The following is a 25,826-nucleotide window of genomic DNA, read 5'->3' as shown; positions in this document are numbered from 1 at the left end:
AAGTAGCTCTTATGAGGAAATGGGAAGCTGACAATCCTAAAGGCGTCATGGTAATGGTACACGGAGCATCAGAGCACCATGGTCGTTATCGATGGTTAATTGAAATGTGGCGTTCTGTAGGTATGCACGTCATTATGGGAGATCTTCCTGGACAAGGAATGACAACGAGAAGAAGAGGGCATATTAAATCATTTGATGAATACATAGAAGAAATTGAAACATGGGTACGAGAAGCTCAAGAGTATGATTTGCCAATTTTCTTGCTTGGCCATAGTATGGGAGGGCTAGCGGTCATTCGCACACTTCAGGAAAAAAACCTTCCAGTATGGGGGGCTATTTTATCGTCTCCTTGTTTAGGGCTAAGAGAGCATCCACCTGCTTATATGGATTTGCTGTCGAAAGGGTTAAATAAGTTAATGCCAAGCATGTTGTTTAATACCGTGTTAACAGTGGATAAAGTGACAAGAAATAAAGAAGTAATGGATGAAGATCAAAATGATTCTCTCTATGTAACAAAAGTGTCTGTTAGGTGGTACCGTGAGTTAATGGATGCAATGAACATGGCGTTCAAAGACGTAGAGAACACACCAGACGTGCCGCTTTTATTAATGCAAGCAGGAGAAGATAAAATTATCGAGAAGCTAATTGTAAAACAGTGGTTTGATGAAGTAGACTTGAGTGAAAAGATTTATAAAGAATGGCCTTCTTTATATCATGAGATTTTTAATGAACCAGAAAGAGAGCAAGTTTTTGCCTATGCAAAGAGCTTTGTTGACCTTCACATTTAATGAATGTGATTTAAATTCGAGGTGAATGATAGATGAAAATTCCGTCCCACCCTTTTTTATTAATGAAGAAAGTATACAAAGATGTGTTACCTCTCGTTCATAAGCAGCTAGCTTATTGGAGGAAGTATGCAGAAAGAATTCCAGATGAAGAATTAAGAAGGCAAGCCATTTCGAGTATCGATTATAAAACATTTCACTGCGAAGGTGGTGGTATTCTGTCGATTTTAGCAAAGGAACAGATGACAGAATGCATACGCTTTATTGTAGCGTATCAAACCATTAGTGATTATTTAGATAACTTATGTGACCGAAGTAACTCATTGGATCCTAATGATTTTACTGCGCTTCATGAGTCCATGTTAGATGCGTTAACTGTAAGTGCTCCTATTCGTGAATATTACCGTTTTCGAACGGACCAAGACGATGGTGGTTATTTAGTTGCATTGGTTCAAACATGTCAAGAGGTATTGGGTAAAAGCGTTCATTATCCCATTATTTCAGAACACATTCTCGAACTAGCTACGTACTATTGTGATTTACAAGTGCATAAGCATGTGACAGTCGAAGAACGTGTGCCACGCTTAGAAAACTGGTTTTCTGCATACAAAGAGACCCTCCCTGAAATGGAATGGTACGAGTTTTCAGCATGTTCAGGATCGACATTAGGGATTTTTTGTTTAGTTGCATACAGTTTTCAGTCAACCTTTACAGAAGAACAAGCATTGAAAGTGAAAAAAGGTTATTTTCCGTATATACAAGGGTTACATATCTTGTTAGACTACTTCATTGATCAAGAAGAAGATAAACTAGGGGGAGACTTGAACTTTTGTTTTTACTATCCTCATTATAAATTCATGATGAATCGTTTCTTGCACTTTGTAACAGAAGCAGATTCTCACATAAAAGGATTGCCAAATGAGCATTTTCATCGATTTATTAATAGAGGATTACTAGGGGTCTATTTATCAGATGAAAAGGTGAGGAATCAAAAAGAAGTTCATACGACTGCCAAGAAACTGATTCGGTCAGGTGGGAGGCTTAGTTATTTCTTTTATGTCAATGGACGGATTTATCGGATGTTCTCAAAAGCAAAATAACTTCAAAAAAATAGAACGTTACTTTTATCTGAATTCAATGGTAAAAGTAGCGTTCTATTTTTTTAGTGGTTCAGCGTTTTTCAATCGCTACGATAAAAGGAGGATTATTTTTCTGGTTGATAAATTGATATTGCAACACATGTACAAGCTTCTGATCAAGCTGTTTTACATATTGCATAAGTGCTTGCTTTTCTACTTCACCTTCTGCATGTCCGTGATAAATAACAAGGACAATGATCCCTTCTGGTGCCAACCAATGAATTAATTGCTCAATCGCGTGAATGGTTGAACTTGGAGTAGTCACAATTTGTTTGTCGCCTCCCGGTAAGTAACCTAGGTTAAAAACCGCTCCTGTTAGTGTTCCTTTTAAAGAGTCGGGAAGTAAAGAAGAAAGCTGATCATGACTTTCGTGAAACAACGTGACTCGATTTAAAACGTTATGTTCTTTCAACCGTTTTGTGGTTTCCTCTAAAGCAGCTCTCTGAACATCAAAGCCATACACACGCCCGCTTTCACCGACAAGGTGGCTTAAAAATAATGTATCGTGTCCGTTCCCGATTGTTGCATCAACAACTGTGTCTCCAGGTTTAATCGCACGTTCTAATAGGGAACGAGCAAAAGGTAAAATACGCTCTACTTTCATGGTGTCACAACTTCCTTTTTAAAATACTTTCCTTGATAGCTATTTCGACGAATGAGTTCTTGATCAATGGCATTTAATACTCCCCATTTGTTGACACTCCACATGGGACCTATCATTAAGTCAATCGGTCCATCACCCGTAATACGATGAACGATCATTTCAGGAGGTAATATTTCTAATTGATCGCATACAAGCTGAACATAATCGTCAAAAGTTAAAAATTCAAGCATTCCTTTTTCGTACTGTTTAACCATAGGTGTTCCCTTTAATAAGTGTAACAAATGAATTTTGATACCTTGCACGTCTAGCTTGGCAACTTCACGAGCTGTTTCCATCATCATTTCAGGTGTCTCTAATGGTAAACCATTAATAATATGTGAACAAACGCGAATACCGTGTTTTCGTAGTTTTTTCACACCTTCTATATAACATTGATGATCGTGAGCTCGATTGATTAGCAAAGATGTTCGTTCATGAACGGTTTGTAGGCCTAACTCTACCCATAGATATGTGCGTTCATTTAATTCAGCTAAGTACTCTACAACATCATCAGGCAAACAATCTGGTCGCGTGGCAATCGAAAGACCAACAACACCAGGAAGGGTTAAAACTGTTTCATATTTCTCACGTAAAACATCAACAGGTGCATGTGTATTTGTGAATGCTTGAAAATAAGCAATATATTTTCCATCTTTCCATTTATCATGCATTTTGTCTTTAATGTCATGAAATTGTGTGACAAGATCATCCGTACGGTTTCCAGCAAAATCTCCAGAACCAGCGGCACTACAAAACGTACACCCACCATGTGCCACCGTACCATCACGGTTTGGGCAATCAAACCCTCCATCTAGAGCTACTTTGAATACTTTATGACCAAACGTCTGACGTAAATGATAATTCCATGTATGATAACGCTTGTTTTCGGCTGTATAAGGAAATGGATTAGATAATTTCAAGTAATTAGACTCCTTTTGAAAGCAAAATATAAATGATGATTCATCATCAGATTTTAACAAAAAACAACGTGATATCCAAATGAAAGTCGTGTTAGCAGTTTCTTCTATTTAAATGATGTCGTAAACTGTAAGACTTTTGAACAAAATAGTGGAGAGGACCGCTTTTAGTTTGTTTTTAAATGGAGGGAATAAGATGGCAACTCGTCAATCAGTCGATAAACTTATGCAACAATGTGAAGATGCAATGCGTTTTGCAAAAGAACAACTTCAAAATGGCATGCAGCAAGAACATTACAATGATACAGAATATACAGGTGCGCAATTAGGATTAGAAAATGCGTACAAAGAATTGGAAGAGCTTTCTCATAGTGCAAATGCTCAACAACGTGAGCAACTCTATCGTATGAGGTTGCAAATTCAACAGCTTCAAAACGAAATGGTTATTACAGAACATTAAACGAGGAGGTCTTTCAATGAAGAAACGTTCAAAACAAAACAATCCAGAACAAAAGACAAAGAATGGTGTAAATAGCAATGATATTGAAGTTGGAAAAGACTTTGACCCGGTAAAAGAAGTAAAAGAAAAAAATAGTAAGCGAGCACAACCGGTAAAATCAAACAAAACATTTAAATAAAAGAAAAAGATGTCCGTCTTGCTACGCACTTTTTGATGTTGTAGCAAGACGGGCATCTTTTTTGTTAAGGTGTTTAAAAATACGATTCAGTAGTATGTTTTTTCAATAAGAGTATCATTAGTGAAGCGATTGCTATTATTTAGTTGCATACATATGAACACTCTATTTTACATGTTGAAAATTAAGAGAATTTGCATTGTTTTTTTAATAATCTTTTTACGAAAATGGGTTGCGAAAAGTATAACAAAGGACTACAATTTATTTTGGTTTTCGAAATAAAATGGTTATTTCAATCTAAATAAATGAAATATGTATAGGCAGTTGTTTCTCATTTTAGATTTAGGGTGATGTAGTAACAAATGAGAAGTGTACTGCCTATTTGAATGGAATTAGTTAAAGAAGGAGAGAGCATATATGCCAAAAGCTTTATGGCTTTTAGTAATTGGGATGCTCATCAATGTAACGGGTGCTTCGTTTCTTTGGCCGCTAAATACAATCTACATACATGAACATCTAGGGAAGTCTTTATCTGTAGCTGGATTTGTATTAATGTTAAATGCAGGAGCAAGCGTTGTTGGAAATTTAATTGGTGGGACGCTTTTTGACAAAATTGGAGGATATAAATCAATTGTTATTGGCATTTCAATTACATTAATTGCTTTAATTGGATTAGTATTTTTTCATGGATGGCCAACGTATGTCATCTTGCTTATTGTTGTTGGATTCGGTTCCGGTATGGTGTTTCCTGCTATGTACGCGATGGCGGGAACAGTATGGCCAGAAGGTGGTCGTAAGGCATTTAACGCTATGTACGTGGCGCAAAATGCAGGAGTTGCCATTGGGGCTGCTCTTGGTGGTTTAGTGGCTTCTTATTCATTTACGTATATTTTTATTGCGAATGCACTTATGTATGTCATTTTCTTTAGCATTGCATTTATTTCATATCGCCATATTGCCACCACTCACACAAAACAAACAAGTGTATTAAATGAAGCAAAACTGGTGAATGATAAAGCGAGATTTGCTGCATTACTTATGCTATGTGTAGGTTATTTATTATGTTGGATGGCGTATGTACAATGGCAATCTACTATTGCGGCTCATACTCGAGATCTTGAGATTTCACTAAAACAATATAGTATGTTGTGGACAATTAATGGTGTGTTAATTGTTGTAGGTCAGCCATTTATTTTACCAGTTGTAAAATTCTTTGCCAAAACGTTGAAGGTGCAGATTCTGATTGGTACAGCTATCTTTATTCTTTCATTCGGTATTGTATCTGTGGCGACAACATTTACTCATTTTGTATTAGCAATGGTTATTCTTACAATCGGTGAAATGTTTGTTTGGCCAGCCGTTCCAACGGTTGCAAGTCAATTAGCACCAAAAGGAAAAGAAGGGTTTTATCAAGGGGTTGTAAACAGTACTGCAACAGGTGGAAGGATGTTAGGACCTCTTATAGGGGGATTATTTGTTGATTTCTCTAACATTACAACGTTATTTTACGTTCTTATGTTTGTGTTATTACTTTCACTCATCCCAACGTGGATTTACGATAAGAAATTAAAACGAGTATATCAAGAGGAAATGGTTGCAAAGCCAATCTCAACGTAAATGAGAATGATAAAAAAGTCTCTGTGTTTTGTTTAATGACAGCATTAGATAAGATACATGAGGCTTTTTTATTACTGGATAATAAAACTAAAAATTTAGAATTTACGGACTCTAATCTTAATACTATAATATAGACGGTGACAAGCACCTAAGAGAAAGACGCTATTACGATAATTGAAACCGCTTTCTTTTTTGTGTGTTTAGATTAAAAAATTATGAATAGGAGTGATGAGTGAGTGCTAAGTATGATTGGTTTAATTGGGGGATTAGTTTTACTCATTGTATTGACAATGCGTGGCATGAATTTGTTAATCGCAGGTCCACTGTGTGCATTGTTTGTAGCGCTTTTCAGTGGTTTGCCACTCTTTCCTCAGTTAGTAGGAGAAGGTGAAGCTAATTTTGTAGGTAACTACATGTCTGGATTCACGGGATTTGTGGCATCTTGGTACTTAATGTTTCTATTAGGTGCTATATTTGGGAAAGTAATGGAAGATAGTGGTGCAGCCGATAGTGTATCAAAGTGGATAGTAGATAAACTAGGTATGAAACGTGCCGTGCTTGCGATTGTCCTAGCGTGTGCTATTTTAACGTATGGTGGTGTAAGTTTATTTGTGGTTGCATTTTCGGTTTATCCAATGGCAGTTAGTTTGTTTAGGCAAGCAGATTTGCCACGTCGCTTTATTCCTGCTGCTTTAGGATTTGGTTCTGTTACATTTACAATGACATCAGCGGGATCACCAGAAATCCAAAACTGGATTCCCATTGAATACCTTGGAACAACTCCTTATGCAGGCTGGGAAGTTAGTTTAATTGTTGGCGTGTTAATGGCGGTATTTGGATATTGGTGGTTAAAGCGTTTAATTGGCAAAGCAGTTAGCAATGGTGAGAAATTCGTAGGACGTAAAAATGATCCTACTACTGTAGAGGGAGGAAGTTTGCCAAATCCGTTACTAAGCTTAATTCCTTTACTTGTCGTATTAATTATTTCATTTGTTTTCCATGACTCGTTAAAGCAATCAGCACTTATTGTTGCATTATCAGGGGGGATTATTGCCACTTACTTATTAAATCGTAAATATTTTAAAAATTTTTGGAATGCCATCTCTGAAGGAACACTTGGAGCGCTTATTGCGATTGGTAATACAGCTGCAGTTGTCGGGTTTGGGGGAGTTGCAAAAGCAGTACCAGCATTCGCTGTAGCAGTTGATGCGATGACAAACATTCCTGGAAGTCCATTAATTGGTGGGGCAATTGCTGTTAGTGTGATCGCTGGTATGACAGGATCAGCTTCTGGTGGTCAGGCAATTGCATTGCCAATTTTAGCTCCACACTATATTGATGCAGGAGTGAATCCTGAAGCACTTCATCGTGTTGTAGCTATTTCATCAGGAGTATTAGATTCACTTCCTCACAATGGTTACGTCGTAACAACCATTACAGCTATTTGTGGAGACACCCATAAAGCTGCATATTTACCTATGGCAGCGATGACGGTTATTGTACCACTCATTGGATTGGTACTTGCGATTGTTTTATTCTCGTTTGGATTAGGGATTTAATATTGAGTGAAGTCAAAAGGGATAAAAGACTCTGTATTTTGATTTAATCTCGAACATCCTTTGCTCGCCCAATGCATTAAACTCAACAAAAAGGCGGGCAAGGGGTGTTGCATATAAACGTACTTACTCCATCATCCAATACGTATACACTTACAACATCGTTGGTCGATAGTGAATGGTTAAAATGAATGCGTATGGTCGTGTTTTTTGGTATAAAACAAAATTGGAAAAGAAATACTGAAAATAGTGTAAATAAAATAGCCGTAACAACTTGCAGATTGGTAACATATTATTTACAATACATATAGGAATCTACATACATTCTAACAACAATGATAAGGAATAGTAGTGAGCGAAACGAGCAAAGAGAGTTGACGGTTGGTGTGAGTCAACAAACGTGCGTTCATGAACTCGCCTTTTGAGTTGCAAGTGTGAACAAGTGTTTTAGTAGCATTTGCCGTCCATCCGCGTTAAGGAGTTTGAGTGAGCACCATGGTGTGCTAATGTGGGTGGTACCGCGGGAAGTTAATTCAACCTCTCGTCCCTTTTTTAGGGATGAGAGGTTTTTTATTTGCACTAAAAGTGAAGGTGACTGTTTATAACTGCAGAAACTGACTTATTTATAACTATGAGGAGGATTATCATGGCTTTTAATCACCAACAGATTGAAAAGAAATGGCAAGAGCAATGGGAAACAAATAAAACATTCAAAACAACAGAGGACAAAGGTAAACGTAAGTTTTACGCATTAGATATGTTTCCATACCCATCAGGTGCAGGGCTTCATGTAGGGCATCCAGAAGGGTATACAGCGACGGATATTTTATCTCGTATGAAGCGTATGCAAGACTTTAATGTGTTACATCCAATGGGATGGGATGCCTTTGGTTTACCGGCAGAACAATATGCGTTAGATACTGGAAATGACCCAGCAGAATTTACAGAGCAAAATATTAATAACTTTCGCCGCCAAATTAAAGCACTAGGATTTTCATACGATTGGGATAGGGAAGTCAATACAACAGATCCGGATTATTATAAATGGACACAATGGATTTTCTTAAAATTATATGAAAAAGGGTTAGCGTACATTGACGAAGTAGCGGTAAACTGGTGTCCAGCATTAGGAACAGTGCTAGCGAACGAAGAAGTCATTGATGGGAAAAGTGAGCGTGGCGGTCACCCAGTAGAGCGTCGTCCAATGAAGCAATGGATGCTTAGAATCACTGCTTATGCAGACCGTTTACTTGAAGATTTAGAAGAATTAGATTGGCCAGAGAGCATCAAAGATATGCAACGTAACTGGATTGGCCGTTCAGAAGGTGCACATGTTCATTTTGATATTGACGGATATGACGAAACATTTACAGTGTTTACAACACGTCCAGATACGTTATTTGGAGCCACTTACGCTGTTTTAGCACCAGAGCATGAGCTTGTTGAAAAGATTACAACAGCTGATCAAAAAGAAGCGGTTCAAACGTATTTAGAAAATGTAAAAATGAAAAGTGATCTTGAGCGTACAGATTTAGCGAAAGAAAAAACAGGTGTCTTTACAGGTGCTTATGCAATTAATCCAATTAATGGTGAAAAGATGCCAATTTGGATCGCAGATTACGTACTTGTTAGCTACGGTACAGGTGCAATTATGGCTGTTCCAGCGCACGATGAGCGTGATTTTGAATTTGCAAAAGAGTTTGATCTACCGATTAAAGAAGTAGTAGCAGGTGGAGATGTTAAGAAAGAACCATACACAGGAGACGGCGAGCACGTTAACTCAGACTTTTTAAATGGATTAAACAAAGAGGATGGAATTGCAAAAGCAATTGACTGGCTTGTTGAACACAACAAAGGTGAAAAGCAAGTCACATATCGTCTGCGCGATTGGTTATTTAGTCGTCAACGTTATTGGGGTGAGCCAATTCCAATTATTCATTGGGAAGATGGAACAATGACTGCTGTACCTGAAGAACAGCTACCACTGACGTTACCGAAAACAAAAGAAATCAAACCTTCTGGTACAGGGGAGTCTCCACTAGCGAATATTGAAGGCTGGGTTAATGTTGTAGATCCTGAAACAGGTAAAAAAGGGCGTCGTGAAACGAATACAATGCCACAATGGGCAGGAAGCTGCTGGTATTATTTACGCTATATTGATCCGAAAAATGATGAGTATTTAGCAGCGCCAGAAAAGCTAAATGAGTGGTTGCCTGTAGATATTTACATCGGGGGAGCAGAGCATGCCGTTCTTCATTTACTATATGCACGCTTCTGGCACAAATTCTTATACGATATCGGTGTAGTCCCAACGAAAGAGCCATTCCAAAAGTTATTTAACCAAGGAATGATTTTAGGTGAAAACAACGAAAAAATGAGTAAATCAAAAGGAAATGTTGTGAATCCAGATGAAATCGTAGAGACACATGGTGCAGATACGTTACGTCTGTATGAAATGTTTATGGGACCACTTGATGCATCAATTGCATGGTCAGAAAAAGGATTAGATGGTTCACGTCGTTTCCTAGATCGTGTATGGCGTTTACTTGTAGAAGATAATGGTGCGCTAAGTAGCAAAGTTCAAGACTCTACAGATACAACGTTAGAGCGTGTTTATCACCAAACGGTTAAAAAAGTGACAGAAGATTATGAAGGGCTTCGTTTTAATACAGGCATTTCTCAATTAATGGTATTTATTAATGATGCTTATAAAGCAGAGGTTCTTCCTAAAGAATACGTAGAAGGTTTTGTGAAATTATTAGCGCCAATTTGTCCTCATATTTCAGAGGAACTGTGGGAGAAGTTAGGTCATTCTGAAACAATTTCATATGAAGCATGGCCAGCTTTTGATGAAGCCAAATTAGTAGATGATGAAGTAGAGATTGTTGTTCAAATTAACGGTAAAGTACGTGCAAAACTAAGCGTACCAACTGAAGCTTCTAGAGAACAACTACAGGAAATGGCGATGGCAGATGGAAACGTTCAAGAGTATATCGAAGGTAAAACAGTTCGAAAAGTAATTGCGGTACCTGGTAAGTTAGTAAACATTGTAGCAAATTAATAGCTAAAAAAGTGGCTAGATAGAGTGGTAATGCGCTTTATCTAGCCACTTTTTACATTAACGATGATAATATGGGTGGTCTTCGTCCGATGCTACATCAATAATATTGTGATAGCGAGGATGATCTTCATCAGATGTAGAATGTAAAAATGAAGCAGCAAGAAGTGAACGTGAAACCTAGTGTGAATGTAAAAAAGCCAAGAATATACTTTTTCATAACAATTCCTCCTAATTTGTTAAGTTTCTTCTAATGTCATTGCAAAGTTTATAATAATAACTGCTTTTCTTATATGAAAAGCGGTTAGAATGCATATTAGCCAATTGCTCGTAACAGATTAATAAGTAGTGCAGGTCTTCTTTTGCTTCAAAAAATGGCAGGGCGACAGTTTCTAAATAGTTTTCTAGCTCTGCATGATTGCGATCAACTTCAAGAGCAAGAATCTGAAACTTTATTTCTAGTTCTGGCATATTGTTTAGTTGTTTCATTGACTGTTGAATTATTTCTAGTGCTTGTTCTTTATCATTTTGTGCCACTAATTCTTTTGCTAAATAATAAGAGGTTTTTAAATAGGAAAAAGAATACTGTTTTTTAAGGAATAAGGATTCTTCATAATGAGTAGTCGCTTTTTGGTGATCCTTTTGCTCACTATATAAATTTCCTAGGTTATGATAGCAAAAAGCTTGCATGTCCTTTAAGTCTAGCTTTTTAGCAGTTGATAAAATGTTATGAAAGAGTTGTCTGGCTTGTGAAAATTGTTTAATGCGTTTGTAATTAATCGCAATTAATAATTGGCAGTCTAGACTTCGTAAAAAAAGGGATGCAGAGTTTAACATTTCTAACGCTTCATAACCATAAATGATGGCTAAAGAAGGATGATGTAAGTGACTATGAGTTAAGGCTAAGTTATAAGAGAGCTCAGGCTCTTTGTAGCGAATTTTCTCACTCATTTGTTCCGCCTTTTTAAACATGTCTAATCCTTGTGCATAATCCCCTAGTAAACAATGATACAACCCTAAAAACATATGAAAATATAAAGATTGAACAACGGTTAATTTCTTTTTAATTCTTGTGAAATATTCGATGAGTTGTCTAGCCTCTGAAAACTTTTCTTCATATAAAAAATAACGAAATTGAGCGAGACGATAGTTATTCAAAAGCGTCATATTATAGATGCTTTTCGTTTTAAGTTCTAATTCTTCAGCGTAATTTTGAACCGTCTCATTACGTCGATCGACCATTGCTTCGTACCATCTTAGCACCTCGTCATTAAGAAGTTGCTGTTCACTCATGACTAGGCCATAATCATAGCCTAATCTCTCTAACAATAATTCAATAATCTCATCATTTGCTTCGATGCGGTTGTTTTCTAACTTGCTTAAGTAAGGAATCGAGCAAATGCCTTTTGCAAGTTCTTCTTGTGTCATCTCTTTTCCTTGACGAGTAATAGAGATAAGAGTGCCAATATTGACTTCAAAGTTATCATTCAGTAAGTGCATAGTTAGAAAAAAACTCCTTTATATAGTAAAAATGATTACTATTGCTGCTCTTCTTTTTATTTTCTATATTTTCTGTAAAATAAAAAAGAGACTAAAGACTCATTGTTATAGAACTATAAGTTTCTTTTTTTAGTCGGAAAACAATGGGATATAGAGAGAAAAAAGCGCATTTTTTTCTCAATATCATAGGAGATAAGGTTGTTTTGAATCTGTCTAGATGAGTTAAATGTCGTGATAGTAGCTTTACTGCTTTTATATTTGATAAAATAAAAAAATGATATGAAAAGGAGTGATAAGTGTGGAAGAAGTTAAAACAATTACAACGGGCGAACTTCAAGAGAAGATTGAAAAAGGTGAAGATCTTTACTTAGTAGATGTACGTGAAGATGAAGAAGTAGAAGAAGGTATTATCGCAAAAGCGAAACATATAAAAATGGGTGATATCCCTGAGAATGTGGACTATTTTGATAAAGAGAAGGAATATATTTTTATTTGTCGTTCAGGTCGTCGCAGCGAAAATGTCTGTCTTTACCTACAAGATCAAGGATATAAAGTGCGAAACATGGTTGGTGGCATGTTAGATTGGCAAGGAGACGTTGTTAAAAAATAACGCAACTTCATAATGATTTAGTAGAAGAAGTTTCAGTAACATACATGCTGAAGCTTCTTTTTATTTCATCTGTTGTTCATGAATGTGATTTTTCTGAATATTCTTAAATAAAGGGAGGGGATACGTATGAGCATGTTTCATATTATGGATGTGACAGAAAGGGTGCATGCCAAAATTAAAGAAGATTGTGTCGAGTTATATTTTTACACAGAATGCATTGGAAAAGTTGTGTTAACTGAATCCGGAAAAGAATATGAATTAATTGAAGGTTACACGTATGAAGACAATAAAATATTGAAATTAATTAACTGTGAGGAAAACGTACCCCCGTATGTAGAAGATTGTGATTTAGGATGGTGTTAACGTATTGGTGCAAGTGAAGTTATTCGATAAAGAACATGAAAAAGATTTAGAAGTATCCGTCAATCGATTTTTGAAAACGTTATCAGGTGATCAGATTATTGATATTAAGTATCAGATTTCAACAGGGTTTGATCGAGAAGAGCAGGTGTATTGCTTTTCAGCCATGGTTATTTACAGAGACTAACATGAAAAGAAGGGGGAAAAAACACCCCTTTTTGACTCAGACAGCAACGTCCCTTGCTCCGTTGTCCAGTTATACCAATGGATAGAGAGGCAAGGGATGTTGCATGTAAACCTACGTTGTTCAGTTTATTGATTCATACCTTACCCTCTTTTTTAGTATGAACTTCTAGCATATGCGCCTGCATTTAACCCAGCAAGACGTCCTGTTACAAGGGCAGACGTAATGTTATAGCCGCCGGTATAGCCATGAATATCAAGTACCTCTCCGCAGAAGTACAAACCGTTCATGAATTTAGAAGCCATTTCTTTTGGATGTACTTCTTTTACTGAAACGCCTCCACCTGTTACGAATGCTTTTTCGATTGAAAGAGTGCCATTTACTTGAAATTCAAATCGTTTACAAAGCTTTGCAAACTCTCGTAGCTTCTCATGAGAAAGATGTCCAGCGATTGCTTGTTCATCGATTTGAGCAAGGTGTGTCACAAACAATAAATAGCGTTCAGGTAGAAAACCTTTTACTACGTTTTTAAATGCTTTTTTAGGTTCTTCTTTTGTTAGTTTAACTAACTCTTGAAAAATAGCTTCTTCATTTTTATGAGGGAAGGCATCAATACTCATCGTAACGGACGAGCTTTTTTGTTTTTTTAACTCCTTCACGACATATTGACTACAGCGAAGAACGGCAGGTCCTGATATTCCAAAATGGGTAAAAATCATGTCCATTTGGTGTGTAATGACAGGCTTGCCTTTTTTATTTAAGACACTTAGTCCCACATTACGTAATGAAAGTCCTTGCATGACTTTTTCTTTAATAAATGCTTCATTTGAAGTAATTGGAACTTCAGTGGGATACAGTTCAGTAATCGTATGTCCTGCTGTTTCCGCCCATTTATAACCGTCTCCGGTAGAGCCTGTGTGAGGGACAGACTTTCCACCAACGGCAATAATCACACTTTTTGCTTCAATTGTTTCTCCACTTTGTAAGTGAACAGCTTTTACAGCCTCATCCTGATAGGCTACCTTTTTAACAGGTGTATTTGTTCGAACGTCTACTTTTAATCTTTTTAACTCTCCAATCAACGCATCTACAACAGATTGAGCTTTGTCTGTTACAGGGAACATGCGTCCATGGTCTTCCTCTTTTAGCTTAATTCCTAAGTTTTCGAAGAAGCGGATAATATCTTCATTACTAAAAATTGAAAATGCACTATATAAAAATCGTCCATTTCCTGGAATATGCTTAATAATTTCATCAATTGGTAAGCGATTGGTTACATTACAACGTCCGCCACCAGAGATAGCTAGCTTTCGTCCTAGTTTATTTCCTTTATCAATCAATAATACACTGGCTCCCGATTCGCCAGCAGCAATGGATGCCATCAATCCAGAAGGTCCTCCACCAATCACAACAACATCATACTTCATTTTATTCACCAACTTTAATTTATCGTCTTTCCTTTGGCTTCCTTTATAAGTTGAACATTTTTTAATTAAAAACTGACAAACTTTAAAGAATTGTATAAAATAGTGAGCTATGGTTTAGTTTTTACCAAAGCGTTCTTAATTGTAAACTGCAGCTTGCTTATTTTCAATCTTATTACTATTATCAAATATGTAACATCGAATATTGGAGGCAAATCCATGTCAGATTCAAAGTTATTAAGAGGAACTTTTATTTTAACACTTGGTACTTACATATCTCGGGTTCTAGGGATGATTTATTTATTTCCATTTTCTGCTCTTGTTGGAACAGTAGGTGGAGCCTTATTTGGATACGGATATGTGCAATACACAATCTATTTAAGTATCGCAACAGCTGGTGTTCCAATGGCTGTTTCAAAATTTGTTTCAAAATATAATGCGATAGGAGACTATCATACGAGCCGCAGGATGTTTCGATCAGGAATGAAACTGATGCTTTTTACAGGCTTTTTAGCGTTTATCTTTCTCTATTCTGCTGCTCCTATTATTGCAAAAGCAACTCTAGGAAGCAATAACTTAGAAAACTCATTAGAAGATGTTGTAATGGTTATGCGCATGGTCAGTGTGGCGCTTTTGATCGTACCGATGATGAGTCTTATGAGAGGGTTCTTTCAAGGTCATCAATCGATGGGGCCAACAGCTGTATCACAAGTTATTGAACAAGTGGTTCGCATCGTCTTTTTATTAGCTTCAACTTATATTGTCATTAAGGTATTAGGTGGAAGTATTGCTACTGCTGTTGGTTTTGCGACTTTTGCTGCGTTTGTTGGAGCATTGGGGGGTCTTGCGGTTTTACTTTGGTATTGGAAGAAGAGAAAGCCTCATTTGGATTCATTACTCGAACAGAGTGTGACGCCTACACGTATTTCAACTGCGTCAATGTTTAAAGAGCTGTTTACGTATGCTTTGCCATTTGTTTTTGTTGGACTGGCTATTCCTTTGTATCAATTCGTGGATCAGTTTACATTTAACAAAGCAATGATTGCTGCTGGACAACAAGATGTGGCAGAATCAATGTACGGAATTGTCCAAACGTATGTACCAAAGCTTGTGATGATTCCAGTCTCACTTGCTACAGCATTTGGATTAACACTTGTTCCAACGATTACAAATTCTTATATGAATAAAGAGTATGGCACACTACAAAAGCAAATTGATCAAACCTATCAAACGATTATCTTTTTAGTCTTGCCGGCGGTTATCGGTTTGTTTGTGTTAGCCTATCCAGCTTATGGCTTTTTCTTTGGAGTAGAAACGGTTGAAGCAGGGGGGTACATCTTACGGGTATATGCGCCAATTGCTTTACTATTTTCATTCTTTACAGTAAATGCTGCCATTCTCCAAGGGATTAATAAACAAAAATATGCGGTTATTAGTCTAGGGTTTGGATTAATTGTGAAGATTGTATGTAACATGCCGTTTATTATGTTATTCCATGAAATTGGTTCTATTCTAGCAACAGGGCTTGGCTATTTTGTTTCTATTGCTTATACGTTTTATATGATTAAAAAGCATGGAAGATATGAACATCGTACGTTAGTAAAGCGAGCGATGTTAATGATTATCTTTGCTGTGTTAATGGGAATTGGTGTGAAGGTAACTGAATATGCGATGAGCTTCTTTGTGATGTATGAGGCCGGACGCTTGCCAGCAGCTATTATTACGCTTGTTGGCGCAGCTATCGGGGGAGTCATTTACTTTGTCATTGCATATCGTTCACAACTTTTACAAAAAGTGATGGGGAATCGAATTACAAGTTTAATTCAACGAAAAATACTAAGAAAAAAATCACAAAGTTCGTAACAAAATGAAAGAGGTTCGCCTCTTTCATTTTGTTATATGGTCGGAGGTTTTAACATGCGAATCGATAAGTTATTATCAAACATTGGGTATGGTAGTCGAAAAGAAATTAAAGGGTTATTAAAATCTGGAGTAGTAAAAGTAGATGGAGAGCTTATAAAAGAAGCAAAAACCCACGTAGATCCTAATGAACAAGAGATTACTGTTCATGGTGAGCCTGTTTCATATAAAGAATTTATTTATTTGATGATGAATAAGCCGCCAGGAGTCTTATCTGCTACAGAAGACTTTCGTCAAGAAACAGTGGTGGATTTGTTGGAAATTGAAGATGCTGTGTACAATCCATTCCCTGTTGGGCGTTTAGATAAGGATACAGAAGGACTTTTGCTTTTGACCAATGATGGACAATTATCACATCAATTGCTATCTCCTAAAAAGCATGTGCCTAAAACGTATTTTGCAATCATAAACGCGCCTGTTACACAAGAAGACGTTGAGGCGTTTAAGCAAGGAGTAACATTAGATGATGGGTATGAAACAAAACCCGGCGAACTTAAAATTTTAAAGGCAGATACCGAATCGGAAATTGAGTTAACAATTACGGAAGGAAAGTTTCATCAAGTGAAGAGGATGTTTGAATCAGTAGGAAAGAAAGTAACCTATTTAAAGAGGATTTCAATGGGGCCACTACCATTAGATGAAAACTTAGAGTTAGGTGAATACCGAGAGTTAACAGACGCGGAGGTAGATTTGTTAAAGCAACATAGAAAGGGATAAGTGCCCGAAAAAAAAAAGGAACCCAATACGTGGTTCCTTTTTCTATTTCACCGTTAAGTGAACAGTTTCACGTTTATCTCTATATGTGTTTCTTTATTGCCAATGTAACTAGGATGACATCCTGACCTTCTTGTTCGTAGTCGTCCAACTACCACGACTGGGGCTGCGAACTAAATCATTGTATGCTAACACATTCAAGTCTCGTTGAATGGTGCGTGGGGTGATACCAAATTCGTCAACAAGTTCTTGCGTAGTGACTGTTCCATTCGAACGAATGAACATGTAGATCGATTTGATACGAGTTAGCATTCGATTTGTTGAAGGCTTCAAAAGACCACTTCCTTATTCGTTTTTCGCATCGCAAAAGTTTAGAATAAATCTCAGGTGTCAATTACTACTTTCATACTTGTTTTTATTGTACACAAATTCTAGATAAAATTGAAAGTCAAAAGGCTGAATTAACATAATATTTACATAAATAGATAAAGGTATGTAATAATCTCGTAACATCTCCTCTCTTAATTTTAACAATATATGACTATTGTATAAAATAATCGGAAAAATTAGAATATTTTTAAGTGATAAATTTAAAAATATAAGAAGTTTATTTTTCTTCTCTATTTTATTTTTGCTCTTCAATTAGACACCTTTATTTTCTGTCATTCCCACTTCTTTTATATCCAAAACATATGGACTCATGGACAGCTATTTTTTTAGAGTGATATTTATGGTACATTTGGAAGTAATAGAATGAATACAGGAGTGAACGAGATGAGCAAGATTAACTGGACAGAAGAGGTTGAAAAACGAAAACAAGAAATCATTGAGCAAACACAACAATTTCTACGTATTAAAAGTGTTCTTGAAGAGAGTAATGAAGAAGGTGCACCGTTCGGTAAAGGGATCCAACAAGCTTTAGAGTTTTTATTAAGTAAGGGAGAGACTGATGGCTTTACTGTGAAAAACGTAGATGGATACGCTGGACATATTGAAATGGGACAAGGTAAAGAACTTGTTGGTGTACTTTGTCATGTTGATGTAGTTCCTGAAGGTGACGGATGGTCTGTAGAGCCTTACGGAGCAGAAATAAAAGACGGGAAAATTTTTGCTCGAGGTGCAATCGATGATAAGGGACCAACCATGGCGGCTTATTACGCGATGAAGATTGTAAAAGATTTAGGCTTACCACTCAATAAGCGCATCCGCATGATTATTGGAACAGATGAAGAAAGCAGCTGGCAATGTGTTGATCATTATTTTGCACGTGAAGAAATGCCAACAGTCGGCTTTGCTCCTGATGCTGATTTTCCACTTATTCATGCAGAAAAAGGAATTGCTGACTTCGATTTAGTAAAGCCGTCTTCTTCCGTAGAAGAGAGTCCATTGATGTTAACACAACTTTCTTCTGGTCGACGTTACAACATGGTTCCTGATTTTGCTCGTGCAACAATTCGACTGACGGAAAACTCGGTAAATGTTGAAGAGCTTTATGAGCAATTTCTGAAAGCGAAAGAAGTAGAAGGGCGAGTGACAAGTAAAGGTGATAATGTAGAGCTTGAATTAGTGGGGGTTTCTGCTCATGGAAGTGTACCTCAAAAAGGAATAAATGCAGGACTGATTTTGAGTGAATTTTTACATACGCTTCCTCTAGATGTACCTGCTAAGGGGTTTCTAAACTACGTGAATGATTATGTTGTTGGAGATTGTTTAGGGGAGAAGCTAGGAGTTCAATATGAAGATGATATTACGGGCCCATTAACGATGAACGTTGGTGTATTAGCTTATACAGCAGAACAAGGTGGGAAAATTGGGGTTAATATGCGCTATCCAGTAACAGCTAACTACGACAAGGTTTTAGAAAAAATTGCCCAGATCAGCGAAGAACATCAGGTAAGTATTGAAAACATATCCGATTCAAAGCCTCATCACGTTGATCAAAATCACGAGCTTGTAAAAACGCTGCAAAAGGTATACACAGAACAGACAGGAGAAGAAGCGACGTTACTTTCAATTGGAGGGGGGACATATGCCCGAGCACTTGAAGCAGGTGTAGCATTCGGCCCTTTATTTCCAGGACGTGAAGAAGTCGCTCACCAAAAGGACGAGTACATGTACATTGAAGATTTGTTAAAAGCTACCGCAATTTATGCACAAGCTTTGCATGAGCTTACCAAATAATCGTTCCTACTCAACAAACGACTATGGTAAAATATAGAGAATGACCGCTTGCTTAGTTCATGGGAAGCGGTCATTCTCTATGCTCTTTTTGGTGAAGAATCAAACTCATAGATGATTTTATATGAGAAGGTGACGTTAAGATGGAACTAGCATTGAAAAATGAAAAAGTAAATGTAAAGACAATTTTTATTTCGTATTACTTCTTAATTTTTTTTGGTATTGGTGGACTTTTTCCTTTGTTATCTGTGTATTTAAGTGATGTCGTCAAACTTTCTGGCGCACAGGTAGGAATCATTATGTCAATTAGCCCTGTCGTGATGATTTTTGCACAACCTCTTTGGGGAATCGTTTCTGACTATACACAAAAGCCTCGCTTTGTTTTAATGAGTACATTATTATGCACAGGAGTTGTAGGATTTTTCTTTTCATTTGTGAATGATTATTATGTTTTTGTCATTCTAGCCGCCATATTAGCATTCTTTCAAAGTTCTCTTATTCCAATCTCAGATAGCATTGCTTTAAACTATGTACAAAAAGTAAACGGTGATTATGGTTCTATTCGCCTTTGGGGAGCGATTGGTTTTGCTGTTTCGGTACTTGCGGTAGGGCGTCTATCAGAGGTATTTGGTTTGCATGTTATCTTCTACGTGTTTGCTGTCGTGTTAGTAGCAGCTTCTGTTTTAGCGAGATATTTACCAAAAGAAAGCCAAACAATGAATGTACGATTGAGAGACGGTGTATCTAGCTTACTTAAGATGCCGAAGTTTGTTTTGTTTCTACTTATTACCTTTTTAGTTTTCGGTCCTATTTTTGCGAATAATTTTTATTTTAGTTTGTACATCACTGATATTGGTGGAACCTTAACAGGTGTTGGAATCGCATTTTTACTAGCAGCTGGAAGTGAAGCGCCTTTTATGAAAGTAGCGAATGGATGGATCCGCAGGTTTGGTATGTTACATATCTTAATTTTATCTGCTTTTATTTCAGGTTTACGTTGGTTATTTTATTTCATAGAGCCGCCGTTAGCGATTGTATATGCGACAACAATTGCTCAAGGGTTTTCAGTTGGTTTGTTTATTCCTGCAGCTCTTCAATATGTGCGAGATCTAGCTCCGGCTAATGTGAGAGTCACAGCGGTTTCTATTTATGCAGCAGTTGGAAATGGTCTTGGGAGTTGGTTTTGTACGTTTTTTGGAGGTTTAGTCTTAGAGAAATACTCAATTGCTACAGTATACGGTTGCTTTGGCGTATTAACGATGTTTGGGTGTCTATTTATTTTCTTTTTACGTAGAATGGAGCAAGAAAAAGAGAGTGGGATATAACGAAATGATTCCTTCTCAAAAACGAACAGTGACGTTTCTATCATCGTTAGTTTACAACAACAAGTTCGTTCCATTGCGCTCCAGCCACTCGCTTCCCGCAGGAGTCGAGTGTCCTACGCTCCATTCCACTATTCTTTTAAACTTGGTTTTTTAACTGAAAAATATCCGAACTATAAAGAGTGTATAACTCAAAATGGTTCGGATATCTTATCAACTGAAACACTTATGTCTCAGCCACTTTTTCTTTATTCAAATGCAAACAAATCGCTCGATAAGTAACGCTCTCCTGTATCGCAAATGATACAAACGACTGCTTGATCTGATGGTAACCGTTTTGCAACTTCAATAGCAGCAAAGCAAGCTGCACCTGAAGAGGGTCCTACTAGTATTCCTTCTTCAGAAGCAAGCTTACGTACCGTTTCGTACGCTTGTTCATCTTTTATTTGAATAATCTCATCATAGACATTTTGATTTAGAATTTTAGGGATAAATCCAGGGCTTGTACCAACTAACTTATGTTTTCCAGGTTTTCCACCTGATAAAACAGGTGACCCAGCAGGTTCTACAACGTGAACGGTCAAGTCTTTATAATGTTCTTTTAACACTTCACCTGTTCCCGTTACGGTTCCACCAGTACCAGCTGTTGCAATAAAAGCGCCTAGTTGTTTTCCGACTTCTTCCATTGCTTCAATAATTTCTAGTGCTGTGCTGGTGCGGTGAGCATTTGGGTTTGCTTCGTTTTCAAATTGCATTGGCATAAATGCATGTGGAATTTGTTTTGTCAGCTCTTCGGCTTTGCGAATAGCACCTGGCATCTTTTCATCACCGGGTGTAAGAACCACTTCAGCACCGTATGCTTTTAACAAGTTAATTCGTTCTTGTGTCATCGTGTCTGGCATCACTAAAATGGCTTTATAACCTCTAGCAGCAGCATTCATTGCTAGACCAATCCCTGTATTTCCACTAGTTGGCTCAATGATTGTTGAGTTTGCCTTTAATAGCCCTTTTTTCTCTGCTTCAATAATCATGTTGTATGCTGCACGGTCTTTTACACTACGACTTGGATTGAAAAATTCAAGCTTTAAATAAACAGACGCACCGTCAGCGGGTTGAAGACGATTTAGTTTGACAAGTGGTGTTTGGCCAATTAAATCAGCCATGTTGTTAACTACTTTCACATCTCTCATCCTTTATTAATCACTTTTTATATATGATAACACAAAGTGCTAATTTTTAAGCAGTAGATGCTTTAATTGAATAATCAAAGAATCTAACAAGTATGAACTGTTTTGACAAAACTGATAATGGTATTATGAAAGTAGAAGGGTGATGAAGAGGTGTGAAACAGCAACATTACTTTATTGGAATCAATGTACCCACGTTTATCAGCGAACAATCGGTTGCTTTTTTGGAAGCTAATAAAGATGATTTTCCATTTCGAGTATGGACTCATATGTGTGATTATCATATTACACTAGCTTTTTTAGGCGCAGTAAAAGAAGAGAAAGTAAATAAATTAGCTCAAGAACTCGTAGAGATAGCCAAGAACTACAAGACATTTAAGTTACAAGTAGGACCACTGCATGTATTTGGGGTAAAAGAACGTCCTCGCGTGGTGTTTTTACAAGTAAGCGATGAAGAGAAGTTAGCAAAGTTGCAAAAAGAAATCTATGAGAAGTGTGTACAGCTAGGATTCAGCTTAGACAAACGTCCCTATCATCCTCATATTACAATTGCAAAGCGGTGGAATGGTGAAAGTCCGTTTCAATTTGACCGATATATGAATAAAGAAATAGTGACACAAGAAGAAAATGAATTAACGATAAGTAAGATTAACCTTTATATGATTCACCCAAACAGTGTTCCTAAGTATGAAGTAATAGAGATGTTTTCCTTTTCCTAATTCAATAGTAGCTACTTCCTTTGTTGAACGTCTAAGAAGCACATGGGTAAATAACAAGCCTGTTTTTAACAGATCGTTGTGTATAAATTCGCTTCTTGAAATGTCACAAAGGTTATGATGAAAACGTGTTAATAAAACAATCTTTATGAAGGCATGAGTCGTGCAAAGGAGCGAAGAAATAGTGAGATTCTTAACCATTGTTATTCAAGTAGTTGGTTTGTATATTCTCTACAAAGTAGGTGTCGTCATACAAGCATATATGGATGTACCTATTCCAGGTAGTATCATAGGAATGCTATTACTGTTTCTAATGCTTCAAATAAATATTGTGAAAGAAAAATGGCTTTTAAAAGGATCGACATGGCTGTTGTCCCACTTGGCTTTATTATTTGTACCAGCGACTGTAGGTATTATTCAATATGTAGATTACTTTATGGGAATCGGTTTTGTCTCCATTCTTGTGGTGATTGTTAGTACATTGCTTGTATTAATAGTGACAGGAGCTGTTAGTCAATTTATCATCAATAAACAAGAACAACAAAGCGAACCAAAACAAAAACAGGGCGTGACCTTATGAAGGTGCTAATGGGAGTTTTATACATTGTAGGTACGGTTTTGGTATATATTTGTATGAAGAAGCTTTATAAAAAAGTAAATACTCCACTTTTGGTTCCAACAGCAACGAGTACATGTATCATTGTGGCGTTCTTATTACTAATGAACGTTGATTATCCAACCTACATGGTAGGAGGAAAATGGATAGGAGAATTGTTAGGTCCAGCTGTTGTAGCTTTAGCTTACCCACTTTATCGCAATCGACACTTGCTTTTACAATATGTATGGCCAATTATTGGTGGAGTTGGGATTGGCAGTATCGTTGGAATTATGAGTGGACTCATTTTTTCAATTGGATTCAAAGTCAATAACGAGGTCATTCGTTCGCTTGCTCCAAAATCCGTTACATCACCTGTTGCCATGGACATCGCGACTTTAATCGAAGGCTCTTCGTCATTAGCAGCAGTCTATGTAATGGTCGCAGGGATAACGGGAGCGATGATTGGTCCATTTTTGTTAAAACAATTGAACATTCATCATTTTATTAGTGTTGGAACAGCTTTAGGGAGTTCCTCTCATGGAATTGGTACAGCGAAAGCCTTGGAATTAGGTGCTGAAACAGCAGCTATCAGTTCCATTTCAATGACATTAAGTGCGATTGTGACGGTTATTGTCTGTCCACTCTTTGTTCAGTGGATGTTGTAATTTAGATTAGGAGATTAAATGATTATGGCTCAACTTATTAAGCTTCAAGACTATGTATCTAGATATGAACAAGATCCATATCAATATCCAGCACGCTTTATCCAATTAAAGAAAAAGAACTGGAATAATGTGAGAGCATCGTTTGAAAAAGGTGACATTTCTTTAATGTTTTCACATGTTGAACAAGAAGAATTAGCTGGAAAAAGTGAAGAAAAACAATCGTTTATAAAGACAGTTCGAAAATTTTTCAAAAAAGAAGACGAGGAACTAGTCGTTGAGGAAAGGTTTAGTGAACCACACGTTGAAAAGTCACTTTCTTCTTTCACAACGACTCCACAAACGTTTGAAGATCTCAAAATTCTTTTTTTAGAAAATGTTTTTAAACTTCAAGTGAAATGGGCTAGCTCAACTCTATGGGAATATTCGAATGTAGAGCGGGAGTTTTACCATGACCCAACGTTAAAATACTTCTTGCAACGGTTTCCTGATACATATTTAGTGATGTATAAACCAATTTTTGTTATAAAAAAGGCTCCTGTTGAAGTTGATGTCGTTCTTATTGGACCCAATGACACATGGTGTATTTCAATGATAGAAAGAAAGGACAACTCTGTGTTCCAATATTCAAAAGAACGATTTTGGGATGAATGGGTAGGAGACGAAAAAAGAAAGGTATTAAACCCTTTAATAGGTCTTAATCGCACAGAGAAAATTGTTCGTCAATTATATGAGGCAAACAATGTTGAATTACCTATAAAGAAGGTGGTTTTATCGCGAACAGGCTATATCGATTGCCCAGTTCCGCCCTATGGTATCACATTCGTTGATCGGCGTAATTATGATTCATGGTTTCATGAATTGAGAGGCAACTCCATGCCATTAAAGTATAACCAGTTAAAAGCAGCTCATGTTTTGCTAGGACGTAGTCAAGCTACTTATTTAACACGAGACAAGAAAGAAGAACTGAATGAATGAAATATCAGTTCTTCTTTTTATTTAAATCAACGTGTAATGCAGGTTTGCCGAGATAATAACCTTGTGCATAGTTCATACCAATCTGCTTACAGTAGTCGAGTTCTTCTTTGCGCTCAATGCCTTCTCCTAATACTTGAATGTCTAATTTAGTAGCAATCTCTATGACATCACGAAGAAATCTTTGTTTTTCTTCATCTTGATCACAATAGGAGATATAATGGCGATCCACTTTTACAAAGTCTGGCTTTAAGTCTTGTAGCATCTCTAGTGTAGAAAAGCCAGCTCCCACATCATCAAGAGCTACCTTCATACCAGCTTCTTTATATGTTTGTAAAATCTTTTTTAAGTGAGAAAGATCTGTTACTTTTTCTGTTTCTACTACTTCAAATACAAAATCTGCAGGATCTAGCTCATATTGTTCAATTAGTTGAAAGGTGTGTTGTAAACAATAATATGGGTTATAAATAGTAGAAGGCAGAAAGTTAATGAAAACCTTAGTACCTTTTGGTAAATGTTTCGCCTTCGCTTGCACAGCACATTGGCGTGCTCGCTTATCAAGTAATGATTGCATGCCTGTGTCAATAGCCGTTTGAAATAAAACAGCTGGAGAAATTTCTTTGAAGCTATCTTCTGCACGCAAAAGAGCTTCGAACCCATAGATCTCATTTGTATCTAGGTCGATAATTGGCTGTAAGTAACTAACAAGCGATCCTTGTTCAATAAAATGAATCATTTCTTTTTGTTTAATGCGTGTATGTATATGGGAAAAAGAAGAAAACAACTCGTTAGAGACATCTAATGACTGAGAGAGGTAACACTTCGTTTGAGTTGAAACTAAAGAAGAGATTTGATCAAAGAGTAAGCAAATTTCTTCTTCATGTTGATAAGAAATCGCAACACAATTATCTAATGAAATGACCTCAAAACATGATAAGGAACAGTAGTCCATATCCTTAAGTATTAAAAAACCGCATGGGTAGATCGTGAATGGAATGCCACACTGTACACAGGCATTATTTATTTTCAAAGCGTTTTCATCCTTTCTTCATGTTACATATGATAGTTCTATAAGTAGTTACTTTTCGATGAGAAGGTTATCGTTACCTTCTTTATTATCGGCAAC

Annotated in this window: 25 protein-coding genes and 1 other annotated feature; of the genes, 18 read left to right on the top strand and 7 right to left on the bottom strand. The window is 36.9% G+C overall.

Annotation, left to right across the window (positions count from 1 at the left end):
* Window positions 1-11: 11 nt before the first annotated feature.
* Window positions 12-788 carry an alpha/beta fold hydrolase gene (locus DIS06_RS15725; RefSeq protein ID WP_110114191.1) on the top strand — a complete coding sequence of 259 codons (777 nt, stop codon included), beginning with the start codon at window positions 12-14 and terminating at the stop codon, window positions 786-788.
* Window positions 789-820: 32 nt separating this feature from the next.
* Window positions 821-1,885 carry a tetraprenyl-beta-curcumene synthase family protein gene (locus DIS06_RS15720; protein WP_110114190.1) on the top strand — a complete coding sequence of 355 codons (1,065 nt, stop codon included), beginning with the start codon at window positions 821-823 and terminating at the stop codon, window positions 1,883-1,885.
* A 70-nt stretch (window positions 1,886-1,955) separates the two neighbouring features.
* Here the strand turns inward: DIS06_RS15720 and mnmM are convergent, their stop codons facing one another.
* Both mnmM and mnmL read right to left on the bottom strand, forming a co-directional pair.
* Entirely contained in the window at window positions 1,956-2,528 is a 573-nt protein-coding gene (gene mnmM / locus DIS06_RS15715; RefSeq protein WP_110114189.1) for a tRNA 5-(aminomethyl)-2-thiouridylate-methyltransferase MnmM, read from the bottom strand.
* On the bottom strand, window positions 2,525-3,487 hold the full coding sequence (gene mnmL, locus DIS06_RS15710; RefSeq protein ID WP_110114188.1) for a tRNA modification radical SAM protein MnmL/YtqA: 963 nt from the start codon (window positions 3,485-3,487) through the stop codon (window positions 2,525-2,527). The genes mnmM and mnmL overlap by 4 nt, the downstream gene beginning before the upstream one ends.
* Window positions 3,488-3,680: 193 nt before the next feature.
* On the opposite strand from mnmL, the gene DIS06_RS15705 reads away from it, so the two are divergent.
* The 5 genes from DIS06_RS15705 (at window position 3,681) to leuS (ending at window position 10,353) form a co-directional block, all read left to right on the top strand.
* A complete protein-coding gene (locus DIS06_RS15705; protein ID WP_110114187.1) occupies window positions 3,681-3,944 on the top strand; it encodes a YtzC family protein in 264 nt (87 codons plus the stop codon).
* Window positions 3,945-3,960: 16 nt separating this feature from the next.
* Window positions 3,961-4,122 (top strand): glycogen biosynthesis protein GlgD, encoded by a 162-nt coding sequence (locus DIS06_RS15700; RefSeq protein ID WP_110114186.1) that lies wholly within the window; start codon window positions 3,961-3,963, stop codon window positions 4,120-4,122.
* Window positions 4,123-4,536: 414 nt separating this feature from the next.
* Window positions 4,537-5,736 (top strand): MDR family MFS transporter, encoded by a 1,200-nt coding sequence (locus DIS06_RS15695; RefSeq protein ID WP_110114185.1) that lies wholly within the window; start codon window positions 4,537-4,539, stop codon window positions 5,734-5,736.
* Between the two features lie 236 nt (window positions 5,737-5,972).
* Complete coding sequence (locus tag DIS06_RS15690) at window positions 5,973-7,295, top strand: GntP family permease (RefSeq protein WP_110114184.1); 1,323 nt, start codon at window positions 5,973-5,975, stop codon at window positions 7,293-7,295.
* Between the two features lie 323 nt (window positions 7,296-7,618).
* Window positions 7,619-7,844: a binding site (T-box leader), on the top strand.
* A gap of 94 nt (window positions 7,845-7,938) precedes the next feature.
* The gene (gene leuS / locus DIS06_RS15685) at window positions 7,939-10,353 is read left to right on the top strand and encodes a leucine--tRNA ligase (protein ID WP_110114183.1); all 2,415 of its coding nucleotides are present in this window, start codon (window positions 7,939-7,941) and stop codon (window positions 10,351-10,353) included.
* 228 nt (window positions 10,354-10,581) lie between these two features.
* Here the strand turns inward: leuS and DIS06_RS15680 are convergent, their stop codons facing one another.
* Window positions 10,582-11,850, bottom strand: a complete 1,269-nt coding sequence (locus tag DIS06_RS15680; RefSeq protein ID WP_110114182.1) for a tetratricopeptide repeat protein — start codon at window positions 11,848-11,850, stop codon at window positions 10,582-10,584.
* Window positions 11,851-12,148: 298 nt separating this feature from the next.
* Here DIS06_RS15680 and DIS06_RS15675 point away from each other — a divergent pair, with 298 nt between their 5' ends.
* From DIS06_RS15675 to DIS06_RS15665, 3 genes are all read left to right on the top strand, one after another.
* A complete protein-coding gene (locus tag DIS06_RS15675) occupies window positions 12,149-12,460 on the top strand; it encodes a rhodanese-like domain-containing protein (protein ID WP_110114181.1) in 312 nt (103 codons plus the stop codon).
* Between the two features lie 126 nt (window positions 12,461-12,586).
* On the top strand, window positions 12,587-12,823 hold the full coding sequence (locus DIS06_RS15670) for a DUF2553 family protein (RefSeq protein WP_110114180.1): 237 nt from the start codon (window positions 12,587-12,589) through the stop codon (window positions 12,821-12,823).
* Window positions 12,824-12,827: 4 nt separating this feature from the next.
* The gene (locus DIS06_RS15665) at window positions 12,828-13,007 is read left to right on the top strand and encodes a sporulation protein Cse60 (RefSeq protein ID WP_110114179.1); all 180 of its coding nucleotides are present in this window, start codon (window positions 12,828-12,830) and stop codon (window positions 13,005-13,007) included.
* 152 nt (window positions 13,008-13,159) lie between these two features.
* Here DIS06_RS15665 and DIS06_RS15660 read toward each other — a convergent pair whose 3' ends face one another.
* Entirely contained in the window at window positions 13,160-14,431 is a 1,272-nt protein-coding gene (locus DIS06_RS15660; RefSeq protein WP_110114178.1) for a BaiN/RdsA family NAD(P)/FAD-dependent oxidoreductase, read from the bottom strand.
* A gap of 216 nt (window positions 14,432-14,647) precedes the next feature.
* On the opposite strand from DIS06_RS15660, the gene DIS06_RS15655 reads away from it, so the two are divergent.
* Together DIS06_RS15655 and DIS06_RS15650 are read left to right on the top strand one after the other, a co-directional pair.
* Entirely contained in the window at window positions 14,648-16,291 is a 1,644-nt protein-coding gene (locus DIS06_RS15655; RefSeq protein WP_110114177.1) for a putative polysaccharide biosynthesis protein, read from the top strand.
* 54 nt (window positions 16,292-16,345) lie between these two features.
* Entirely contained in the window at window positions 16,346-17,065 is a 720-nt protein-coding gene (locus tag DIS06_RS15650; RefSeq protein WP_110114176.1) for a pseudouridine synthase, read from the top strand.
* Window positions 17,066-17,173: 108 nt separating this feature from the next.
* On the opposite strand, the gene DIS06_RS15645 is transcribed toward DIS06_RS15650, so the two are convergent.
* Window positions 17,174-17,395 carry a DeoR family transcriptional regulator gene (locus DIS06_RS15645; protein WP_110114175.1) on the bottom strand — a complete coding sequence of 74 codons (222 nt, stop codon included), beginning with the start codon at window positions 17,393-17,395 and terminating at the stop codon, window positions 17,174-17,176.
* Window positions 17,396-17,836: 441 nt separating this feature from the next.
* On the opposite strand from DIS06_RS15645, the gene pepV reads away from it, so the two are divergent.
* Together pepV and DIS06_RS15630 are read left to right on the top strand one after the other, a co-directional pair.
* A complete protein-coding gene (pepV, locus tag DIS06_RS15635) occupies window positions 17,837-19,243 on the top strand; it encodes a dipeptidase PepV (RefSeq protein WP_110114173.1) in 1,407 nt (468 codons plus the stop codon).
* Between the two features lie 140 nt (window positions 19,244-19,383).
* Complete coding sequence (locus tag DIS06_RS15630; protein ID WP_110114172.1) at window positions 19,384-20,565, top strand: MFS transporter; 1,182 nt, start codon at window positions 19,384-19,386, stop codon at window positions 20,563-20,565.
* Between the two features lie 245 nt (window positions 20,566-20,810).
* On the opposite strand, the gene cysK is transcribed toward DIS06_RS15630, so the two are convergent.
* Window positions 20,811-21,752, bottom strand: coding sequence for a cysteine synthase A (cysK, locus tag DIS06_RS15625; protein WP_162595992.1), 942 nt, complete (start codon window positions 21,750-21,752; stop codon window positions 20,811-20,813).
* Window positions 21,753-21,904: 152 nt separating this feature from the next.
* Between cysK and thpR the strand changes: the two genes are divergently transcribed.
* From thpR to DIS06_RS15605, 4 genes are all read left to right on the top strand, one after another.
* A complete protein-coding gene (gene thpR, locus DIS06_RS15620; protein WP_110114170.1) occupies window positions 21,905-22,468 on the top strand; it encodes an RNA 2',3'-cyclic phosphodiesterase in 564 nt (187 codons plus the stop codon).
* A 181-nt stretch (window positions 22,469-22,649) separates the two neighbouring features.
* Window positions 22,650-23,045 (top strand): CidA/LrgA family protein, encoded by a 396-nt coding sequence (locus DIS06_RS15615; RefSeq protein ID WP_110114169.1) that lies wholly within the window; start codon window positions 22,650-22,652, stop codon window positions 23,043-23,045.
* Window positions 23,042-23,728, top strand: coding sequence for an LrgB family protein (locus DIS06_RS15610; protein ID WP_110114168.1), 687 nt, complete (start codon window positions 23,042-23,044; stop codon window positions 23,726-23,728). Before DIS06_RS15615 ends, DIS06_RS15610 begins: the two co-directional genes overlap by 4 nt.
* A gap of 24 nt (window positions 23,729-23,752) precedes the next feature.
* Window positions 23,753-24,703 carry a nuclease-related domain-containing protein gene (locus tag DIS06_RS15605; protein WP_110114167.1) on the top strand — a complete coding sequence of 317 codons (951 nt, stop codon included), beginning with the start codon at window positions 23,753-23,755 and terminating at the stop codon, window positions 24,701-24,703.
* 4 nt (window positions 24,704-24,707) lie between these two features.
* Here DIS06_RS15605 and DIS06_RS15600 read toward each other — a convergent pair whose 3' ends face one another.
* Complete coding sequence (locus tag DIS06_RS15600) at window positions 24,708-25,730, bottom strand: EAL domain-containing protein (RefSeq protein ID WP_239422090.1); 1,023 nt, start codon at window positions 25,728-25,730, stop codon at window positions 24,708-24,710.
* Between the last annotated feature and the right edge of the window lie 96 nt (window positions 25,731-25,826).

The organism is Bacillus sp. CGMCC 1.16541, from assembly GCF_003184905.1.
Classification (GTDB): Bacteria; Bacillota; Bacilli; order Bacillales; family Bacillaceae_H; genus Priestia.
This window is presented reverse-complemented; position numbering and strand designations above follow the sequence as displayed.